General features: G+C 65.6%; 22 protein-coding genes. 7 read left to right on the plus strand and 15 right to left on the minus strand.

What is annotated here, in order from left to right; all coding sequences use genetic code 11:
• Positions 1-66 precede the first annotated feature (66 nt).
• The 3 genes from pheT to AC4D2Q_RS06470 form a co-directional block, all read right to left on the minus strand.
• Entirely contained in the window at positions 67-2,610 is a 2,544-nt protein-coding gene (gene pheT / locus AC4D2Q_RS06460; protein WP_490945733.1) for a phenylalanine--tRNA ligase subunit beta, read from the minus strand.
• Complete coding sequence (gene pheS / locus AC4D2Q_RS06465) at positions 2,611-3,693, minus strand: phenylalanine--tRNA ligase subunit alpha (RefSeq protein ID WP_490927402.1); 1,083 nt, start codon at positions 3,691-3,693, stop codon at positions 2,611-2,613.
• A gap of 206 nt (positions 3,694-3,899) precedes the next feature.
• Positions 3,900-4,286, minus strand: coding sequence for a VOC family protein (locus AC4D2Q_RS06470; protein WP_490945734.1), 387 nt, complete (start codon positions 4,284-4,286; stop codon positions 3,900-3,902).
• Between the two features lie 87 nt (positions 4,287-4,373).
• On the opposite strand from AC4D2Q_RS06470, the gene AC4D2Q_RS06475 reads away from it, so the two are divergent.
• Together AC4D2Q_RS06475 and AC4D2Q_RS06480 are read left to right on the plus strand one after the other, a co-directional pair.
• Entirely contained in the window at positions 4,374-4,865 is a 492-nt protein-coding gene (locus tag AC4D2Q_RS06475; protein ID WP_490945735.1) for a hypothetical protein, read from the plus strand.
• 72 nt (positions 4,866-4,937) lie between these two features.
• Complete coding sequence (locus AC4D2Q_RS06480; RefSeq protein ID WP_490945736.1) at positions 4,938-6,017, plus strand: Rv2578c family radical SAM protein; 1,080 nt, start codon at positions 4,938-4,940, stop codon at positions 6,015-6,017.
• Positions 6,018-6,078: 61 nt separating this feature from the next.
• Here the strand turns inward: AC4D2Q_RS06480 and AC4D2Q_RS06485 are convergent, their stop codons facing one another.
• On the minus strand, positions 6,079-6,507 hold the full coding sequence (locus AC4D2Q_RS06485) for a (deoxy)nucleoside triphosphate pyrophosphohydrolase (RefSeq protein ID WP_490946208.1): 429 nt from the start codon (positions 6,505-6,507) through the stop codon (positions 6,079-6,081).
• Between the two features lie 242 nt (positions 6,508-6,749).
• On the opposite strand from AC4D2Q_RS06485, the gene AC4D2Q_RS06490 reads away from it, so the two are divergent.
• A complete protein-coding gene (locus AC4D2Q_RS06490; RefSeq protein WP_490945737.1) occupies positions 6,750-7,994 on the plus strand; it encodes an MFS transporter in 1,245 nt (414 codons plus the stop codon).
• Here AC4D2Q_RS06490 and AC4D2Q_RS06495 read toward each other — a convergent pair.
• The 5 genes from AC4D2Q_RS06495 to infC all read right to left on the minus strand — a co-directional run bounded on the left by AC4D2Q_RS06495 (position 7,900) and on the right by infC (position 11,980).
• Positions 7,900-8,859 carry a cation diffusion facilitator family transporter gene (locus AC4D2Q_RS06495; RefSeq protein WP_490945738.1) on the minus strand — a complete coding sequence of 320 codons (960 nt, stop codon included), beginning with the start codon at positions 8,857-8,859 and terminating at the stop codon, positions 7,900-7,902. The two genes, AC4D2Q_RS06490 and AC4D2Q_RS06495, sit on opposite strands and share 95 nt — an antisense overlap.
• An 86-nt stretch (positions 8,860-8,945) precedes the next feature.
• Entirely contained in the window at positions 8,946-9,881 is a 936-nt protein-coding gene (locus AC4D2Q_RS06500) for a TrmH family RNA methyltransferase (RefSeq protein WP_490945739.1), read from the minus strand.
• 20 nt (positions 9,882-9,901) lie between these two features.
• The gene (gene rplT / locus AC4D2Q_RS06505) at positions 9,902-10,555 is read right to left on the minus strand and encodes a 50S ribosomal protein L20, sunset domain variant (protein ID WP_490927393.1); all 654 of its coding nucleotides are present in this window, start codon (positions 10,553-10,555) and stop codon (positions 9,902-9,904) included.
• Positions 10,556-10,675: 120 nt separating this feature from the next.
• The gene (gene rpmI / locus AC4D2Q_RS06510; protein ID WP_104055427.1) at positions 10,676-10,870 is read right to left on the minus strand and encodes a 50S ribosomal protein L35; all 195 of its coding nucleotides are present in this window, start codon (positions 10,868-10,870) and stop codon (positions 10,676-10,678) included.
• 111 nt (positions 10,871-10,981) lie between these two features.
• Positions 10,982-11,980, minus strand: coding sequence for a translation initiation factor IF-3 (gene infC, locus AC4D2Q_RS06515; protein ID WP_490927391.1), 999 nt, complete (start codon positions 11,978-11,980; stop codon positions 10,982-10,984).
• Between the two features lie 400 nt (positions 11,981-12,380).
• Between infC and AC4D2Q_RS06520 the strand changes: the two genes are divergently transcribed.
• The 4 genes from AC4D2Q_RS06520 to AC4D2Q_RS06535 all read left to right on the plus strand — a co-directional run bounded on the left by AC4D2Q_RS06520 (position 12,381) and on the right by AC4D2Q_RS06535 (position 14,252).
• Positions 12,381-12,809 (plus strand): DUF1844 domain-containing protein, encoded by a 429-nt coding sequence (locus tag AC4D2Q_RS06520; protein WP_354180407.1) that lies wholly within the window; start codon positions 12,381-12,383, stop codon positions 12,807-12,809.
• Positions 12,810-12,927: 118 nt separating this feature from the next.
• Positions 12,928-13,611 (plus strand): DnaJ family domain-containing protein, encoded by a 684-nt coding sequence (locus tag AC4D2Q_RS06525; RefSeq protein WP_490945740.1) that lies wholly within the window; start codon positions 12,928-12,930, stop codon positions 13,609-13,611.
• 106 nt (positions 13,612-13,717) lie between these two features.
• Positions 13,718-14,122 carry a GNAT family N-acetyltransferase gene (locus AC4D2Q_RS06530; RefSeq protein ID WP_490945741.1) on the plus strand — a complete coding sequence of 135 codons (405 nt, stop codon included), beginning with the start codon at positions 13,718-13,720 and terminating at the stop codon, positions 14,120-14,122.
• Complete coding sequence (locus tag AC4D2Q_RS06535; RefSeq protein ID WP_490945742.1) at positions 14,100-14,252, plus strand: GNAT family N-acetyltransferase; 153 nt, start codon at positions 14,100-14,102, stop codon at positions 14,250-14,252. Before AC4D2Q_RS06530 ends, AC4D2Q_RS06535 begins: the two co-directional genes overlap by 23 nt.
• Before the next feature lie 81 nt (positions 14,253-14,333).
• On the opposite strand, the gene AC4D2Q_RS06540 is transcribed toward AC4D2Q_RS06535, so the two are convergent.
• The 6 genes from AC4D2Q_RS06540 to hisB are packed head-to-tail and all read right to left on the minus strand — an operon-like array spanning position 14,334 to position 18,722.
• Positions 14,334-15,629 (minus strand): MFS transporter, encoded by a 1,296-nt coding sequence (locus AC4D2Q_RS06540; RefSeq protein WP_490945743.1) that lies wholly within the window; start codon positions 15,627-15,629, stop codon positions 14,334-14,336.
• A 35-nt stretch (positions 15,630-15,664) separates the two neighbouring features.
• A complete protein-coding gene (locus tag AC4D2Q_RS06545) occupies positions 15,665-16,513 on the minus strand; it encodes an SseB family protein (protein ID WP_490945744.1) in 849 nt (282 codons plus the stop codon).
• Between the two features lie 5 nt (positions 16,514-16,518).
• On the minus strand, positions 16,519-17,268 hold the full coding sequence (gene priA / locus AC4D2Q_RS06550; RefSeq protein WP_490927381.1) for a bifunctional 1-(5-phosphoribosyl)-5-((5-phosphoribosylamino)methylideneamino)imidazole-4-carboxamide isomerase/phosphoribosylanthranilate isomerase PriA: 750 nt from the start codon (positions 17,266-17,268) through the stop codon (positions 16,519-16,521).
• Between the two features lie 38 nt (positions 17,269-17,306).
• The gene (locus tag AC4D2Q_RS06555; protein WP_490927380.1) at positions 17,307-17,465 is read right to left on the minus strand and encodes a hypothetical protein; all 159 of its coding nucleotides are present in this window, start codon (positions 17,463-17,465) and stop codon (positions 17,307-17,309) included.
• Positions 17,466-17,469: 4 nt separating this feature from the next.
• Complete coding sequence (hisH, locus tag AC4D2Q_RS06560) at positions 17,470-18,108, minus strand: imidazole glycerol phosphate synthase subunit HisH (protein WP_490945745.1); 639 nt, start codon at positions 18,106-18,108, stop codon at positions 17,470-17,472.
• Positions 18,105-18,722 (minus strand): imidazoleglycerol-phosphate dehydratase HisB, encoded by a 618-nt coding sequence (hisB, locus tag AC4D2Q_RS06565; protein ID WP_400925880.1) that lies wholly within the window; start codon positions 18,720-18,722, stop codon positions 18,105-18,107. The genes hisH and hisB overlap by 4 nt, the downstream gene beginning before the upstream one ends.
• Between the last annotated feature and the right edge of the window lie 11 nt (positions 18,723-18,733).

Here is an 18,733-nt window from a genome sequence, read left to right on the forward strand (position 1 = left end):
AGCCCTTTCGGCGGAGCCCTTTCGGCGGAGCCCTTTCGGGGGATGGATCCCCCGGGCAGAACCCAGTTACCGCTGCACGGCACCAAAGCGTTCGGCAGCCAGCGCGACGGCGGCAGCCCGGGACTCGGACGCCTCATCTGCTGTCAGGGTCCGGTCAGGAGAACGGAAGCGCAGGGCGAAGGCCAGGGACTTGTGCCCTTCCTCGATGCCCTTCCCGGAGTAGACATCGAACAGCGAGATGTCCTCCAGCAGCTCTCCGGCACCTTCGCGCAGGGTCTCCAGCACGGTTTCGGCGGGAATTCCGGCCTCCACCACCAGCGCCACATCCTGCGTGGTGGCCGGGAAGGAAGAGATGTTCCGGGCCACGATAACCTCGGGCGCGGCGTCGAACAGGGCATCGGCGTCAAGCTCCAAAGCCACGGTGCGCGCCGGCATGTCCCGTGCCGCCAGCAGCTTCGGATGCAGCTCGCCGGCGTAGCCCACGGTTTCGCCGCTGCGCAGGGAGAGCTTGGCGGTGCGGCCGGGGTGGAAGGCCTGGTGCTCGCCCTGGCTCACCACCAGTTCCACGCCGAGCACGTCGCCCATCAGTCGCGCAGTGTCCACGGCGTCGGCCCAGTCCCAGGCACGCGGGGTGAAACCCGCGCCGGGCTGCGACTCGTGGCCGGTGAAAAGGACGCCAATGTGCAGCGGCTGATCCGGAACTCCCTCATACAAGGCGTCCAGGACTTCCTCCGAGGGGCGGACACCCAGCGGAGGAATGGACGGCGTTCCCAACTGCTCGCCGGGCAGGAACACGGAACCGGACTCGAACAGGGCCAGGTCCCGGAACCCGCGCGAGAGGTTGCGCTTGGCCACCTCAAACAGTCCCGGCAGCACCGAGGTGCGCAGGAAACCGAACTCGGCGCTCAGCGGATTCGCGAGCTTCACCGCACGCAGCGGGGCACCGGCGTCGGGCGTTCCGAAGGTGTTGTTGTCCTCTTCCGTGACGAACGGGTAGGACAGCACCTCGGTCAGTCCGGCAGCGGCGAGTGCCTGCTGCAGGCGGCGGCGCTGCTGCTGGATCCGGGTGAGGCCGCGGCCGGGAGGAGCCGTGGGCAGCGTGGACGGAATATTGTCGTAGCCCACCAGACGGATGATTTCCTCGGTGAGGTCCTCTCGCGTCTCCAGGTCGGGGCGCCAGCTCGGCGGGGTCACAGAGTAGCCGGCGGCCGTCTTCACCACTGTGGCACCCAGATCGGTCAGCGTTCCGGTGATCTGTTCCTCGCTGAAGTCGTAACCGATCAGCTTGGAGGCGAAGTCCGCGGGCAGGTCAATGTCCTTGGTCTCCGGAGCGGTCCCGACGTCGGTCACTGAGGCATCGGCGGTTCCGCCGGCCAGTTCGGTCAGCAGGTCCACGGCCCGCTGCGCGGCGATGTCGGCAACGTTCCAGTCCACTCCGCGTTCGAAGCGCTTGGATGCTTCCGAGGGGAGGCGGTGACGGCGGCGCGAGCGGCCGATGCTGACTTCCTCGAAGTGCGCAGCTTCGATCAGGACGTTGCGGGTACCGTCCGAAACCTCCGTCTCGGCACCGCCCATGACGCCGGCAATGCCAATAACGCCTGAGTCGTCAGTGATCAGCAGGTCTTCGGGGTCCAGGGTGCGGACCTTCTCGTCCAGCGTCTTCAGCGTCTCCCCGGCGGCAGCCCGGCGCACCACGATGTCCCCGGAAAGCTTGTCCAAGTCGTAGAAGTGCAGGGGCTGGCCAAGTTCGAGCATGACGTAGTTGGAAATGTCCACGATCAGCGAGATCGAGCGCATTCCGGCCAGGCGCAGGCGCGCGGCCATCCACGGCGGAGTCGGGCGGGTGGGATCCACGCCGCGGACGGTGCGGGCCACAAAGCGGTCACAGCCGGCCTTGCCGTAGATCGGAGCCTGGTCTTCCAGACGCACACCGTAACCGTTGCCGTCGGCTTGGGGCACGACGACGGCGGCAGCCGGGTCCGTGAACTTCGTTCCGGTGGCGTGGGCGTACTCGCGGGCGGCGCCGCGGATGGAGAACACGTAACCGCGGTCAGGGGTGACGTTGATTTCGGCGGCTTCGTCATGCAGGCCCAGCAGGTCCATGGCGTCGGTGCCAACTTCGGGGTCCAGTCCCAGACGGGACAGGACCAGGATGCCGTCGTGGTCATCGCCGATGCCCAGTTCGCGCACCGAGGCGATCATGCCGGCGGACACGTGGCCGTAGGTCTTGCGCGGGCTGATGCGGAAGTCTCCGGGCAGCACGGCACCGGGAAGGGTGACCACCACTTTGTCGCCCACCGTGAAGTTGTGGGCGCCGCAGACAATGCCCTGCACGCCGGAGGGGTCAATGCCGTCGCCGGTGAGCGTCTGCCCGGCGCCCTCGGGCGCCACGCGGACGGAGCACCAGTTGATGGTCTTGCCGTTCTTCTGCGGCTCGGGCTCCATGGAGAGCACCTGGCCCACAACAATCGGACCGGACAGCTCGTCGGAGGGACGGTGGACGTCCTCTTCCTCCAGGCCTACCTTGACCAGTTCCGCCATGACGTCTTCGGCGGTTGCGTCCGCCGGAACCTGGGCATACTCGCGCAGCCAGGAAAGTGGGATTCTCACTTAGATCTCCATCCCGAAGTGTTCGCTGAAACGTACATCGCCCTCGATCATGTCGCGCATGTCCCCCACTTCGTTGCGGAACATCAGTGCGCGCTCAATACCCATGCCGAAGGCAAAACCTGAATAGACCTCGGGATCAATGCCGGCCGCGCGCAGCACGTTCGGATTGACCATGCCGCAGCCGCCCCACTCAATCCAGCGCGGGCCGCCCTTGGCGCCCGGGTGCCAGATGTCCAGCTCGGCGCTGGGCTCGGTGAACGGGAAGTAATTCGGGCGCAGGCGCACCTTGGCTTCCTCGCCGAACAGCACGCGGGTGAAGTGCTCCAGCGTGCCCACGAGGTCAGCCATGGTCAGGCCCTTGTCGATGGCCAGGCCCTCGAACTGGTGGAACACGGGAGTGTGGGTGGCATCGAGCTCGTCGGTGCGGAATACCTTGCCCGGGCACAGCACGTAGATCGGCAGCTCGCGTTCCAGCATGGAACGCACCTGCACCGGCGAGGTGTGCGTGCGCATCACCAGGTGGGCTTCGGGCGGCTCCACGAAGAAGGTGTCCTGCATTTCGCGGGCCGGGTGGTCCGGCTTGAAGTTCAGCGCGTCGAAGTTGAACCACTCGGATTCCACTTCGGGGCCTTCGGCGATTTCCCAGCCCATGCCCACGAAGACGTCGATGACGCGGTCCTGCAGCGTGGACAGCGGGTGGCGGCCGCCCATGCGGCGGCGGCGCGGCGCGGCGGTGACGTCCACGGCCTCCTCAACGAGGATCCGTGCGTCGCGCTCTGCTTCCAGTTCCACGGTGCGGGCGGCGAGCGCGGCGTTGATGCGTCCGCGGGCGGGGCCCACGAGCTTGCCGGCGGCAGACTTCTGATCCTTGGGAAGGGAACCGATGGTCCGGTTGGCCAGGCTCAGCGGCGACTTGTCACCGGCGACGGCGATGCGGACGTCTTTGAGGCCGTCCAGATCTTCCGCAGCGGCAATGGCTGCGAGCGCGGAGTCGACGGCGGCAGCGACGGCCGCCTCATCGAGCGGGTTGGGCGGTTCGGGGACGGTGTCTGGGGAGTGCGTCCCCGGTATGGAGTTCGACATGTACAGTTCTTACCTATTTCCGGCCCTGTTGATGGACGTTTTGATGGGCGTTGGTTTATGTAAAAGCAAGCGAAAATGCCCGTAGCTTCCAGTCTAACCAACGCGGCATGCGAACCGGGGCAGAAGCGGCTGGATGACGGGATGGCAGGATGTGACACGAGAGGGTGGGCGACGCCGGGCGCGGGGCAGATGTTCGGCCCCGCCGTTTATTTCACTGGTTCCACGAACTGAATCGGGTGCCCGTCCAAGTCCTCGACGAAGGCCACCAGCAGTTCCCCGCCACGGAATGGGTGTGGTCCGCGGTGGTCCTTTGCTCCGGCGTCGAGAGCGGCTCGGTACGCGGCGGTGACGTCGTCCGTCCATAGGGTGAGGCAGGCCCTGTGACCCTCGGTAACCGGATCTATCCCATGTGCCTGAGCCGCCGGCCCCGGCAGCGCAAATCCGACTTCGAAGCCGGCCAGGGAAGTCTCGATCTTGGCCGGGTTGATCTCGGGATGCCGGAAAGTCTCGACGAATCCGAAAAGGGCATAGAACTGCGCGGCGCGCTCCACGTCGGAAACGAAGAGGATGATCTGGGGGCTGGTGAACTCCATGGGTGCCTTCCTGCAGCTGGCTCAACAGGATCACTTTATGCGGCCGGTCAAGGGACCGGCGGGATGGGTCCGACATACACTGGCAGCGTGAATCCCCGCCCGCTTCTCCCCCTGAGTCCCGCAGTCCGGATTCGCCGTTTCGCCAATCTGGTGAACCTGACGACGCCGGCCGGACTGGTCCTGGCCCGCATTGGGAAGTGCCGCCTCTCCCCCGGACCCGACGGACTGTTGCTGGCGGAAGGCTGGTCTTGGATGTTACCCAAAGCCGCCGCCTTCACCGTGGGCAACGTAATCCTCTACCGTTCCCGGGTTGCCGGTTCATTTCGTCCGGACCGCCATGGGCCCCGACGAGGCAAAGCGGGGCAGAGTCCGCTGCTGCGCCACGAAGCCCGGCACGCCAGCCAGTACGCGGCATTGGGACTGCTCTTCTATCCGCTGTACTTTGCTGCCGCCGGAGTCTCCGTGCTGCGGAAGTGGGATCCGGCGTCGGGCAATGTCTTTGAGCAATGGGCAGGATTGCACGACGGCGGCTACCAGACCCGGGAACGCCGAACCCCACCACGCCGGCACCGGACGTGAGGTTGTCGATGACGGCCCGTTGATCCGTCTTCCATCTTTCCGCGTATTAGTACATGTGTTCTAATGGTGGGCATGAGATGGGAAGCGCAGGAACCCAAGGCCGCAGGTTCGCAGGATGCCCTGCTGGCCCTGCAGGGCGTGGTGCGCAGCGTCAAGACCCCCGAGTTTGCCGGCATCACCTTCCACGAAGTCATCTCCAAATCCGCCCTGAACAAGGTGGGCAAAACCTCCGGCATGCCCTTTGGCTGGACCATTAATCCCTACCGGGGCTGCAGCCATGCCTGCGTGTACTGCTTTGCCCGGAAGACCCACACGTATCTGGATCTGGACAGCGGGCTGGACTTTGACAGCCAGCTGGTGGTGAAGACCAACGTGGCGGATGTCCTGCGCCGGGAGCTGGCCCGTCCGTCGTGGCAGCGTGAGCACGTGGCGATGGGCACCAACACCGATCCGTATCAGCGGGCAGAGGGCCGGTACAAACTGATGCCGGACATCATCAAGGCGCTGGCATCCTCCGGAACACCGTTTTCGATCCTGACCAAAGGAACCCTGCTGGCCCGGGACATTCCCCTGCTCAAGAGCGCCGGCCGGGACACGGAGATTGGAATGGGCATCTCCCTGGCACTGCTGGATCCGGATCTTGCGCATCGGGTGGAACCGGGCACCCCGGCGCCCAAGGCCCGGTTGGAGCTGATCAGCCGGCTGCGCGAAGCCGGGCTGCCCTGCTCCGTCATGGCCATGCCGATCCTGCCCTGGCTGACCGACGGCGATGAGTCGCTGGACGCCCTGTTCGGTGCCCTGTCGGCCGCCGGCGCCACGGGGGTCACTGCCGGAGCGCTGCATCTGCGCCCCGGAGCCCGGGAATGGTTCCTCGCCTGGATTGCCCGCGATTACCCTCATCTGTCCGGCAAATATGCCCGGCTTTACGGCGGCGGAACATACGCCTCCAAGGAATACCGCCAGTGGCTTGCCGGCTGTGTGCAGTACTTCAAGAAAAAGCACGGCTTCACGTCCAGGGCCGAGTTCCTTCCCTCCCGGAGTGCGGCCGCCAACCGGCCGGAGCAGCCGACCCGCATCACCGGGACAGCCCAGGCGGCGCCGGCCCTGTCCGGGCCCGCACTCTCGGAGCCCGCTGTGCAAACCCTGTTCTGAGCGTGCCAGGTACGTCTGGATTCGCATCGCACACGTTACGGCCGGATTCACATCGTGCCTGCTACGGCTGGCAGGCCGTCTCCAGCATCGCTCCGACAATGGGCAGATCGGCGGGGATCCAGGCCAGCAGCTTCAGCTCCTCCGCATCAAGCGGTACCCACCGCAGCTCGTCATGATCCTCCAGCGGAGCCGGAGTGCCTTCGGTAACCTCGGCCAGCCACACCCGCATGGCCGCCTTTGCGTTCAGCGGCCATCCCTGCTTCCCCGGTCCGCGGACCTCGGCACCGAGCCGGACCCGGATACCGAGTTCTTCCTGCAGCTCCCGGTGCAGGCCTTCTTCACACGTTTCACCGGGTTCCACTTTTCCCCCGGGAAATTCCCACATCCCGGCATACTGCTCCGGCGCCGTGCGCCGGGCGGCCAGCATTTTTGTAGGAGCGGCAAGGCTGTCCACGAGTGCGGCGCCAACAACTTGTTTCAGTTCGGAAATAGACACGGATCGAGTCTACGGGCAGCCCTGAACTAAGCTGGATTGGACAGCGCTGTTGCGGTTACCGCGAAGCCCCGGTGTTCCGATCCGCCGGAGGTCCCTGCGCGTCCCTTTCGAATCTCAGGGTTTTTCGTCCGCACCGGCCTGCGGCCCCCCCGCAGGCAGCTGCAGGTTCTTCCGGTTTCTGCGCGTAATCCGCGACAACCCGTGCCCTCAACCCACATTCGTTCTGAAAGAGTTTCATGTCTTCCACCCCCGCGCTCCAAGCCAAGCGGGCTTCACTGGCCATTTTCGCCCTTGCCGTAGGCGGATTCGCCATTGGCACCACTGAATTCACCATCATGGGCCTGCTCCAGGAAATGGTGACCGATCTGGGCATTTCCGTGCCGGCAGGCGGCCATGTGATTTCCGCCTACGCGCTGGGCGTGGTGGTCGGCGCTCCGGTCCTTGCAGCTCTGGGTGCCCGCATGCCCCGGAAGCGGCTGGCTGTGGGGCTGATGATGCTCTTCGCCGTCGGCAACCTGTCCTCGTTCTTCGCACCCGACTACCACTGGCTTTTGGTCAGCCGGTTTGTTTCGGGACTGCCGCACGGCGCCTTCTTCGGCGTTGCTGCCGTGATCGCCGCTTCGCTGGTGGCGCCCACCCGCCGCGCCCGTGCCATTTCCATGGTGATGCTGGGACTGAGCATCGCCAACGTTATCGGTGTTCCGTTTGCCACCTGGCTGGGACAGCAGGCGGGGTGGCGTTGGATGTTCGTCCTCGTCGGGGCGATAGGGCTGCTGACGGTCGCCCTGATGGTGCGGTTTGTTCCGCATGAAGCAGTCCTTCCCGGAGCCAGCATCCGGCGTGAACTCGGCGCTCTGCGCAGGATCCAGGTGTGGCTGGCACTGCTGGTGGGAACGGTGGGCTTCGGCGGGTTCTTTGCCGTGTACGCCTATATCTCCCCCACCATGACCAATGTCGCCGGATTCAACTCAGACCTGCTGCCCCTGATCGTGGGCCTGTACGGCTTGGGGAACGTCTTCGGGAACATTGCCGGAGGACGCCTGGCGGACCGCAGCGTCATGCGCAGCATTTACGGAATCCTGGCGGGCACCGTCGTCATCCTGGCGTCCTACGCCTGGCTGGTGCAGTACAAGGCCGGAGCCCTCGCCCTGGTGTTCCTGGTCGGAGCCATCGGATCCATGCTCGTTCCGCCGCTGCAGACCCGGCTGCTGGATGTCTCCCCCGATGCCCAGTCCCTGGCATCATCGCTGACCCATTCCGCGTTGAACATGGCCAATGCGCTCGGAGCCCTGCTGGGCGGGCTGGTTATTGCCTGGGGCTGGGGCTACCGCTCCCCCGCCGTCGTCGGCGCCGTCCTGGCCCTGATGGGACTGGGCATCGCCCTGCTTAGTGGCTGGCTGGACCGGACGGATCCGCAGGCAGCTGCTGCTGCGCGCTCGGCGCGTACACATCCGGTTCCAGATAAATCTGACGCGCAATAGGCACTGCGGCACGGATCCGTTCTTCGGCGCCGTTGATCGCCTCCGCAATGTGCTGGCCTGTCTCACACTCGTCCACCGAGATCTTGGCGGCAACCAGCAGTTCCTCCGGACCCAGGTGCAGAGTCTTGATGTGGATGATCCGGGTGCCGTCGGAGGTGATGGCTTCCTCGATCTTGCGCACATCGCTCGAGGTGGCCGATTCGCCCAGCAGCAGGGACTTGGTCTCCACCGCAAGGACGGCGGCAATGGCCACCAGCAGGAGGCCGATCATGGCGGTGCCGGCCGCATCCCACAGTCCGTTGCCGGTAATCAGGGTCATGCCCACGCCGATGAGCGCGAACAGCAGACCCAGCAGGGCACCGAAGTCCTCCAGCAGAACCACGGGAAGCTCCGGCGCCTTGGCCGTGCGCACAAATTCCACCCAGGACTTCTTGCCGCGCGTGTGGTTGGACTCGCGCATCGCTGTCCGGAAGGAATAGCCCTCCGCCATGATGGCGCCCACCAGGACGGCCAGCGGAACCCACCACCACTGCCCCTCAATCGGATGCGGATCCTGCCACTTGTGGTAGGCCTCGTAGAGGGCAAAAAGACCGCCCAGGCTAAACAGGACGATCGAAACAATAAACGCATAAATGTAGCGTTCGCGTCCGTAGCCGAACGGGTGCTCGGGGCTGGCCTGGCGCGCCGCGCGCTTGCCGCCTATCAGGAGCAGGATTTGGTTGCCGGAATCCGCCACCGAGTGGATCGCTTCGGCAAGCATTGACGAGGAACGCGTCAGAGCAAACGCAATGAATTTGAGAACCGCAATGGCGAGGTTGGCGGACAGTGCCGCAACCACCGCCTTGTTACCGCCGCTGGCAGACATGGCTAAGACCTGTTTCGTAGGAGTGGTGTACCCCGCTGGGCGGGATCTGTCCTGCGCCTACTTTACTCCCGGTTTTGGCTGCTCTTTCAACGGTTCTGGGCACGCGCAGATGCGTAAAGGCACACAGTGGCGGCGGTTCCCACGTTGAGGCTTTCAGCCCTGCCGTACACCGGCACGGCCACGCGGTAGTCGGCCTCGGAGAGCTGGATTCTGGACAGGCCCTGGGCTTCGTTGCCGAAGAGCCAGGCCGTGGAGTTTTCCAGCCGCGGCTGGGACGGCTCAACGCCAGCGCTCGTCGCGTCCCCGCCGTCGGCCTCTTCCGAAGGTGACGGAGCCAGGCGGCGCAGCGCGCTTTCGTCCTGGAGCCGGTCCAGGTCCACGCTGCCATACCCGTCGGCGGCCAGGACGGTGAGGCCGTGGGCGCGGAAGGCGGACATCAGGAAGTCGAACTCGACGCCGGTAACCACCGGCAGGTGAAACAGGGAACCGGCGGTGGAACGCACGGCTTTGGGGTTGTGGATGTCCACACTGGAGGCGGTCAGCACCACTGCATCGGCACCGGCCGAATCGGCAGCCCGCAGGATGGTGCCGGCATTGCCCGGGTCCCGGACTTCGCACAGGACGGCAATGAGCCGGGCTCCGGAGGCCAGCACATCGTCCAGGTCGTACTCCGCTATGCGGCACACTGCCACGATCCCCTGCGGAGAAATGGTGGTGGCCATGGCTCCGATAACCTCATCGGTGGCCAGGCGCAGCGTCACGCCGGACGCCAGATCGGCCAGTTCGGGAAGCCGGTCCAGGCAGCCCTCGGTGGCAAAGACTTCAAGCACGACGCCGGGACCGCCGTTTTCGACGTCGTCCCGGTGGGACAGCAGTGCCTCACGGACGGCCTGCGGACCCTCCGCCACAAAGCGGCCGGATTTTAAACGCGCTGGGCGCCCGGCCAGCTTCGCAACATCCCTGACCCGATCTGCTCGGGGGTTGGACATCAGCGGAGCCGGCGGGCGCCCATCGATACTCATGATCGGCTAATAACCGATTTCTAGCCCTGGAACTTCTGGCGGGATTCTCCGCCAGCAGGCTCCAGGCCGGCAGCCTTGGCGGCTTCGACGGAGTTGAACCAGTACTCAGCAACGGTCTGCTCGTACCAGGTGGAACCCGGAACGTGGTACTTGCCGGAGCCCAGGTTGCCCTTGATGACAAAGCCCTCGGGAGCGTCGCCCTCGGAAGCCTTGAAGCCACCCTGAGCGTCGGCGACAGCAGCAGCCGGCTTGGAGGCAGCCGGAGCAGCCTTCGCAGCGGGAGCCGGAGCAGCGGCAACGGCCGGAGCGGAGGTGTCGGACGGCAGAGCGTTCTTGGCGATCTGGACCAGCGTGGCGAACGCGGCGGCGTCGTTGACGGCCAGTTCAGCCAGCATGCGGCGGTCAACCTGGATCTCGGCGGCCTTCAGGCCCTGGATCAGGCGGTTGTAGGTCAGGCCGTTGGCGCGGGATGCAGCGTTGATGCGCTGGATCCACAGGCGACGGAAGTCACCCTTGCGCTTGCGGCGGTCGCCGTAGCTGTACACAAATGAGTGCAGCAGCTGCTCTTTGGCCTTGCGGACCAGGCGTGAACGCTGTCCGCGGTAACCCTTGGCGCGCTCGAGAATAACCCGACGCTTCTTGTGGGCGTTTACCGCCCGCTTCACACGTGCCACGTGCGTACTCCTTTAGATAAATCTTCCGTGCACTGCGAGGTGCTCGGCCTGGTACTCAGGCCCGGAAAAGCTTGATGGGGTGACGGCGGCCCGGACGGGCCGCCTGTCGAGGGGGAAAGACTAGATGCCGAGCATCTTCTTGATGACCTTGGCGTCTGCCGGGGCAACAAGCTTGTCACTGGCGAGGCGGCGCGTCAGCGTGGACGGCTTGTGCTCGAGGTAGTGGCGGCGGTTGGCCTGCTGGCGCTTGAGCTTGCCGGTACCGGTCAGCTTGAAGCGCTTCTTGGCGCCACTGTGGGTCTTCATCTTCGGCATGACTACCGATCTCCTTTAGGTTTCCGCGGGCTGGCCCGCGGGGCTTTGGGCACCTTTGCAGATGCCAGGGGTTACTGGACGCCTGGACGTCCTGCGGGAAAAGCTGAGACTTTACTCCGCAGTTCCGGGCTTGTTCTGGCTTGCTGCGCCCCGTGAAGGAGCAGCCTTGCCAGCAGGTTTGGGCGCAGCAGCCGGCTTCGGCCGCGCTGCGGGCTTGGGTGCAGGCTTCATTGCCGTGGGCTTGGGCACAGCAGCCGGCTTGGGCGCGGCTGCAGGCTTCGACTCCGCGGGAGCGGCCGGAGCGGCGGGAGCCTCTGCAACCGGCTGGGGAGCCGGCGCCTTGGCTGCCTGTGCTGCGCGGCGTGCATCCGACGCAGCCTTTTCAGCTGCTGCCTGTGCGCGCTTCTCAGCCATTTCCTTGTCAGCCTTTTCCTTCTCTGCACGGGCCTTGTCGGCCTCGGCAGCGGAGGAACCCAGTCGCAGGCCGTCCGGCAGAAGATCCGCCAGGCTCTGCGTCAGGGGCGCCTTGTTCTCAGCGGAGGTATCCACCCGGGCGGGTGCCTCGCCGTTCTTGACGGCTTCGTTGGCTGCCTTGGCGTCGGCACGCTGTGTTGCGCGGCGTGCTTCTGCCTTGGCCTCGGCCTTGTTCTTCAACGGGCCGATAACCATGACCATGTTGCGGCCGTCGATGCGGGGCGTGGACTCAACCATGCCCACCTCGGCGACGTCAGCTGCGAACTTGTTCAGCAGCTTCATGCCCATTTCCGGACGCTGCTGTTCGCGGCCGCGGAACTGGATCATGGCCTTGACCTTGTCACCGGCTGCGAGGAAGCGCATGGCATGGCCGCGCTTGGTTTCGTAGTCGTGAGTGTCAATCTTCAGGCGGAACCGGATTTCCTTCAGCACGGTGTTCGTCTGGTTCTTGCGTGCCTCACGGGCCTTGACGGCGGCTTCGTACTTGTACTTGCCGAAGTCCATTAGTTTGCACACCGGAGGCTTGGCCTGCGGTGCCACCTCAACAAGATCCAGGTCGGATTCAGCAGCGAGACGCAGGGCGTCTTCGATACGGACGACCCCAACTTGCTCTCCAGCCGGTCCTACCAGCCGCACCTCAGGGACGCGGATTCGATCATTGATTCTTGGCTCGCTAATGTTGCAGCTCCTGTTTAATTCAAAACGGCTACCGCCTGCAACTGAAGAAGGCCCCCAATTGCAAGCGCAATCGGAGGCCTCGAGGGGTCGGCGGGAGCTGCATCAGCAGCAACCTCCCTGGATGGTTGGCCAGGCAGTGCCTGGACCCGCCACAGGGGGCCGACCATACCCGGCAACTCTGCTTCTGCACACACGCCCTGGGGCACGTGGACTGAAGATTCAGGCTGACGCGGGTGGGAGGAGTCTCCGCTTGCATACTGGCTGATGCGAGACATTCAACGGCCGCTCCGTGAGGGGCGGCGCCGGTGAGGGCAGTGAAAGTAACGACAACCAGTCGGTCTGTGACAAGCTTACCAGTATGAGTACCCCACAGAGCAACCCGGCGGGCGAACCCACCCGCCATTCCTTCCCCGGCACCACGGAAGAGGTGCACGCACCTTCCGCTGAAGAGCAGGAAGTGGCGGCACAGATGCGTGACATCGCCGAAGTCCCCGCAATTGAAGTCATCACCACCGCTGCCGTCCACCTGATGAGCGCTGCCGCCGTCAAGTGCGGCCTGGCCGACGGCGACGACGCCGAAGAACTGAAGGATCTGGACGAAGCCCGGAAACTGATCACCGCCCTGGCCGGATTCGTGACCGCAGCAGCTCCGGAAATCGGCAGCCAGCATGCCGGCCCGTTGCGCGACGGACTGCGTTCGCTGCAGCTGGCCTTCCGCGAGGCCTCTGAACTCCAGGACGCTCCGGGCAAGGGTCCGGGCGAGAAGTTCACCGGCCCCGTCAACTAAACTCTCCACCCTTCGAAGCCCGGTGGGCCTGCCGTTCGCGGCTGGCTCACCGGGCTTTTGTCTGCCCGTTCCGGTTGCGTAACCTGTTGGGGACATTCAACAAAGGCGGTGACGAGTGATGACCGGCAGCGGTGCGGAGGCATATCGGAAACGGCTGGAGCATGCGGCACGGCTCAAGGCCGCAGGAACGTCCGAAGCGGCCGGGTACAAAGTGCCCGAGGGGCTGGGCGCTTCCGAAAGCGTGGAGGCACGCGAGAAACGCCGGAAGTTCACCGAGGCGCAAAAAGCGGATTACCTTATTCGCGACGCCATGAACCGCGGTGAATTCGACAACCTCCGCTATGCAGGCAAACCCATTCCCGGACTTGATGACCCCGATCCTGATTGGTGGATCAAGCGGCTGATCAAAAGGGAGAACATCAGCGGGCTGGGTCCGCCGGCCCTGCTGCTGAGGGTGGAAGACGAGAATTTTGCGTCCCGCCTGGACGAGCTGCCGTCCGAGCGCCAGGTGCGCGACGCCGTGGAGGACTTTAACTCGCGGGTCATCGAAGCACGCCGCCAGCTGCTGGGCGGGCCGCCCGTCATCACCAGGATCCGCGGAGTTGAGGACGAAGTGCGGGGCTGGCGGGAGCGCCGGGGGCTGCCCGCAGTGGCACCGGGCGCGGAAGCCGGGGTCCGCGTTGCGGAAGCTGCCGCGGGCGGGACGGCGGCCAGGACGCAGCAGCCCGGACTTCGCGGGTGGGTGCACCGTCTGCGCGGCGGATTACGCAGACGGTGGCACCGGACACAGGGCGAGGCCTGACCTCTGAACACGTCGTCAAAGACTCCGCCGGATTAGCCCAAGCCAGCATTGGACACGCTAAGGGATACACGCTGCGTCCATCGGGCGGCACGGCAGGATGTACCTCATGCAATTCACCCATGACATCGGCGGCGGCTTTTCCCTTGGACTGCGCACGCTGGACACGGCCGAGGAGATGCATCAGCTGACGCTTCGGAACCTGGACCGGCTCCGGGCCTGGGAACCCTGGGCTCATGAGGCACAGACCCTGTCAGGGTCGGTGGATTTCACCCGCGCACAGCTTGCGGATTTCGTTGCCGGAACCGTACTTCCCGCCGTAATCATTTGCGGAGACTCGCTGATCGGCGCCGCGTCCGTGCGGCTCAACTCCTACCTGAAAACCGCGGAGCTGGGCTACTGGATCGACGCGGGTTATGAAGGCAGGGGCGCCGTGGCCCCGTTCCTGCCGGGCATTGCTGGAGCACACCCGGAAAGCCGGCATGCTCCGGGTGGAAATCCGAACGGTTGCTGACAACCAGCGCAGTACGGCAGTGGCCAAGCGGCTGGGCTTCGACCTGGACGGTGTCCTGCGCTCCGCGCTCCCGGTGGGGAACCGTCGCATGGACGTGGCTGTCTATTCGCGCCTGAACAACGGCGGCTAACTGCGCTCAGACCGGAAGTTGATTACCCGCCGGGTACTGGGGATTTGCCCCTGAGGCTGCTGTGCAGCTCCCCGCCGAAGGTCACACCGCTGAGAGCCGCTCGCCGCGCCGGCTGAACTTCCGCACGGTCAGGGTGACCAGCACCAGCAGCGACGCCGAAACACCGGCAAACGTAAAGCCCGCCCATGGTCCGGCAAGGTCAATTGCCATACCAGCCAGCGGAGCCCCCAGGGCGGTGCCGGAGGTGAGCGCAGAACCGTACCAGCCCATGGCTTCACCGCGGCGCTCTTCAGACACCAGGTCCGCCACGCGTTCCGACGCGGAAGAGAGCACCGGGGCGCAGAGCAGACCGGCAGGAATGGAGAGCAGTGCCAGGCTCAGGGTGTCGGTTGCCAGAGCCATGGGCAGAGTCAGGACAGCCATTGCCAGGAGCAGCAGCATCGGCGAAATCCTGCGGTGCATCGCGCCGTAGATGACGCCGCCCACCACTGACGCCGCGCACCAGGCAACGAACACCACGCCTACCTGCCCGGGCTGGCCGGAGGATTCGACCAGGGCCACGATGCCGACGTCGGAGCTGGACAACAGCAGTCCGGCGCCCACCGCCACGGCAAAGACCACCGCAACGCTGAGCGTGAACCAGGAGAATCCGGAGCGCAGCCGCGCCCGCCGGTTCAACACGGCAAGCGGCTGCAGTTCGGAGGAGGCTTCGGCCAGATGGGCGGGGGCTGCGGCGACGACGGCGGCGTTGGCGGCCTCGCGTTCCTGGACCTCGCTGGCGGAATCAAGCGGATTCTCGGACCGTGTGGGCGGGTTGAACCAGATCAGGAGAAGTCCGGCGAGCGACGTCGTAATACCCACCAGGGTCAGGCCGATCACGGAGGAAAAGGACGTGGCCAGAACGGCGCCCAGCGCCGGCCCGCCCATGAAGACCACTTCGGTGGCAATGGAGTCCAGCGCAAACGCCGTGCGCCGCTGGTCCCCCTTTGCCAGCACCCCCAGCGACTGTCGGACCACGCTGAACACGGGAAGCGTGAAGACCCCGCCGATCAGTGCCAGAACCAGCAGCCACTCATAGCTGGCATGCGGAGCAACCGACCAGATGACCGCCTCGGAGATCACCGAGGGAATCAGGGCCCGGCGAAGTCCCACATTGTCCACGCGCCGACCGCGCCACGGGGCGCCGAAGGCAATGCCTACGGTGACCACGGCAGCAACTGCGCCGGCCCTGGCGTAACCCATGTCCATGGTCAGGACCACGTGCAGGGTCAGGAGCACTCCGGCCGCCGAATGCGGGAACCGGGCAATCATGCCCACCAGCAGCAGGCGACGGATCGGGGCAATGCGGAGCAGCTCCCCGTAGGCGGCAAAATTCACGGCACTTCTCTTCCGGCGGTCCCCCGCCCAACGGGTCAGCGCGTGATTTTGAGTTCCAGGGAATCTACACGCTCAACAAATAAGGGATCGGCAGCCAGTCGCTGCTGCAGCGTTCCGGCGATGCTCTGCACCGCCTGCGCATCCAGTCCCGGTGCCAGGTGAAGAACCATTCTAAGCTCAGGTCCGGCACCGCCTCCTGCCAGGACCGTCCCGCGGGCCGATCTCGCCGCAGTTCCGGGCCCCTGGACCAGTTCCACTCCGGTGACGGAGGGTTCGGCGTCGACCGCTGCGGACACGGCGCCGGCCACCTCTTCGTCGGCGTACGACGGCGTCCACGCCCGCTGCTGGGCAAGCGCCCACATGGCGGGCCGGCGCACCACAAAGGTGACGTCGGCACCGGGATCCACGACCAGCAGCTGGGCCTCCTCCGAGACAGCGGAGAGCGCGGCGCGGGCGGCGTAGACCGCTACCGGGCGGGCTTCCGGATGCCACTGCTGCAGGGCGGGCACCGAGGTGAACACCGGAAGGGCCTTGCGTCCGTCCGGTGCGGTCAGGGTGACCAGAGCCATGTCCGCTTCCTTGTCCGCGGCCAGTCCGTGCTCGGATTCCGCTTCCTCGGCAAGCGTCGCCACAATGGGCACGAACACGCGGGCGGTCGCCAGTGAGGCGACCACCTGCGCTTCAGTGCCGGTGCCTGCCTCAAGTGCGGCAAGGGCGGCGAGGTAGCCGGCGTCGGCGCTGCCGTCGTCGGCGTCGAAATTGTGCAGCGGGTTTCCCTCGCCGGAAAGATCCCGGCCGGACCAGGACTGGCCGGCGGAGTCGGCCGGGCCGCCGGCGCCCGCAAGGGCAGCGGCAATGTGGCCGGGAAGGGCACGTTCAGCCATGGGTTCTAGCGCTCCGGGTGTCCGGCGACGTCGAAGGCCTGCGGCAGGGTGAAGGCCCCGGCGTAGAGCGCCTTGCCCACGATCGTGCCTTCCAGTCCGAGGGGAACGAGCTCCCGCAGGGCCGCCAGATCATCCAGTGACGAGATGCCGCCGGAGGCCACCACCGGCCGGTCGGTACGCAGCAGGACCTCGCGCAGGAGCTCCAGGTTCGGTCCGCGCAGCGTTCCGTCCTTGGTCACGTCCGTCACCACGTAACGCGGGCAGCCTGCCTCTTCGAGGCGGGCCAGGACCTCCCAGAGGTCTCCGCCTTCCTTGGTCCAGCCGCGCGCGGCCAGGGTGGTGCCCCGGACGTCGAGGCCGACGGCGATCGCCTCGCCGTAGCGCGCAATCGCGCTGGCGGTCCACTCCGGGTTTTCCAGCGCGGCGGTGCCCAGGTTGACGCGGCTGGCGCCCAGTTCCAGGGCCATGTCCAGGGAAGCATCGTCACGGATGCCGCCGGAAAGCTCCACCTTGATGTCCAGCTGGTCCACCACGCGCTTGAGCAGCGCCAGGTTGGACCCGCGGCCAAAGGCAGCGTCCAGGTCCACCAGGTGAACCCATTCGGCCCCGTCGTTCTGCCAAGCCATGGCGGCATCCAGCGGATCGCCATAGCTGGTTTCGCTGCCTGCTTCACCCTGGACCAGGCGGACAGCCTGGCCGTCCGCTACGTCCACGGCGGGCAGGAGTTCCAGGACGGGTGTTTCAACAAGTGACATGATTCTGCTTTCGTGGTGTTTCGGCAGCGGCGGAATGCTCAGACACTGCTGTCGATAAGGAGGTAGGCGCCGAGCAGGGATAATCCTGCGAGGACCCAGAAGCTAACGGTGATAATCCGGGACATGCCCTGGCGGCGGAAGGAAATGGCTCCGCCGATCAGGAGTCCGGCCAAGCCCATCAGAAGAATGCTCCACATGGCTCTAGCCCAGCGTCTTCAGCCAGTTTTCCAGCAGCGCCGCTCCGGCGTCACCGGACTTTTCCGGATGGAACTGCGTGGCGGTCAGCGGCCCGTTTTCCACAGCGGCAATAAAACGGCTGCCGTGCTCGGCCCACGTGACCTGCGGTGAGCGCATGGCGGGCTGTGTGACGTCGAAATCCCATTTCTGCACGCCGTAGCTGTGCACAAAGTAGAACCGCTCGTCCTCGATCCCGGCGAACAGCTTGGATCCTTCGGGCGGCTGCACCGTGTTCCAGCCCATGTGCGGCACCACTTCAGCGTCCAGCCGCTCCACGACTCCGGGCCACTCCCCCATACCCGGGGTGCGGACACCGTGTTCCACGCCCTCGTCAAAGAGCACCTGGAGTCCCACGCAGATGCCCATGACGGGTCGTCCCCCGGCAACGCGGCGGCCGATCAGGCGAAGGGCATCCACTTCCTTGAGACCCTGCATGACGGCGGCAAAGGCACCCACTCCGGGCACCAGCAGTCCGTCGGCGTTGAGGACATCGTCGGACTTGCTGCTGAGGGTGACGTTGGCACCGACGTGTTCCAGCGCCCGTACAGCGGACCGGATATTGCCCGAGCCGTAGTCAAGAACGGTGACGTTGCGGCTGCTCACAGGGCTCCCTTGGTTGACGGAATGCCTTCTACTCGCGGATCAGGTTCGACGGCGGCACGCAGCGCACGCGCGAAGGCCTTGAACTGGGCTTCCACGATGTGGTGCGGGTCGCGGCCCCCAAGAACGGTCATGTGCAGGCAGATTTGGGCGTGCAGGGTGATGGCCTCGAACACGTGGCGGGTCAGCGACCCGGTGAAGTGCCCGCCGATCAGGTGGTACTCCTGACCGGCAGGTTCACCCGTGTGCACCAGGTAGGGCCGGCCGGAAATATCGACGACGGCGTTGGCCAGCGCCTCGTCCAGCGGCACGGTGGCCTCGCCGAAGCGGCGGATGCCGGCCTTGTTGCCCAGGGCTGTCTTCAGCGCTTCGCCGATGCTGATGGCGATGTCCTCCACTGTGTGGTGGACATCAATATGGGTGTCACCGGTGGCCTGGACCGTGAGATCCATCAGGGAGTGCTTTGCCAGGGCCGTCAGCATGTGGTCGTAGAAAGGCACGGAAGTGCTGATGTTGGACTGGCCGGTTCCGTCCAGGTCCAACTCCACTACCACTGACGACTCACTGGTGACCCGTTCGAGGCGGGCTGTGCGTCCGGTGGTGGTCTCCACGGTCATGGTTTTCCTTT

Source organism: Arthrobacter sp. TJ-178, from assembly GCF_058269275.1.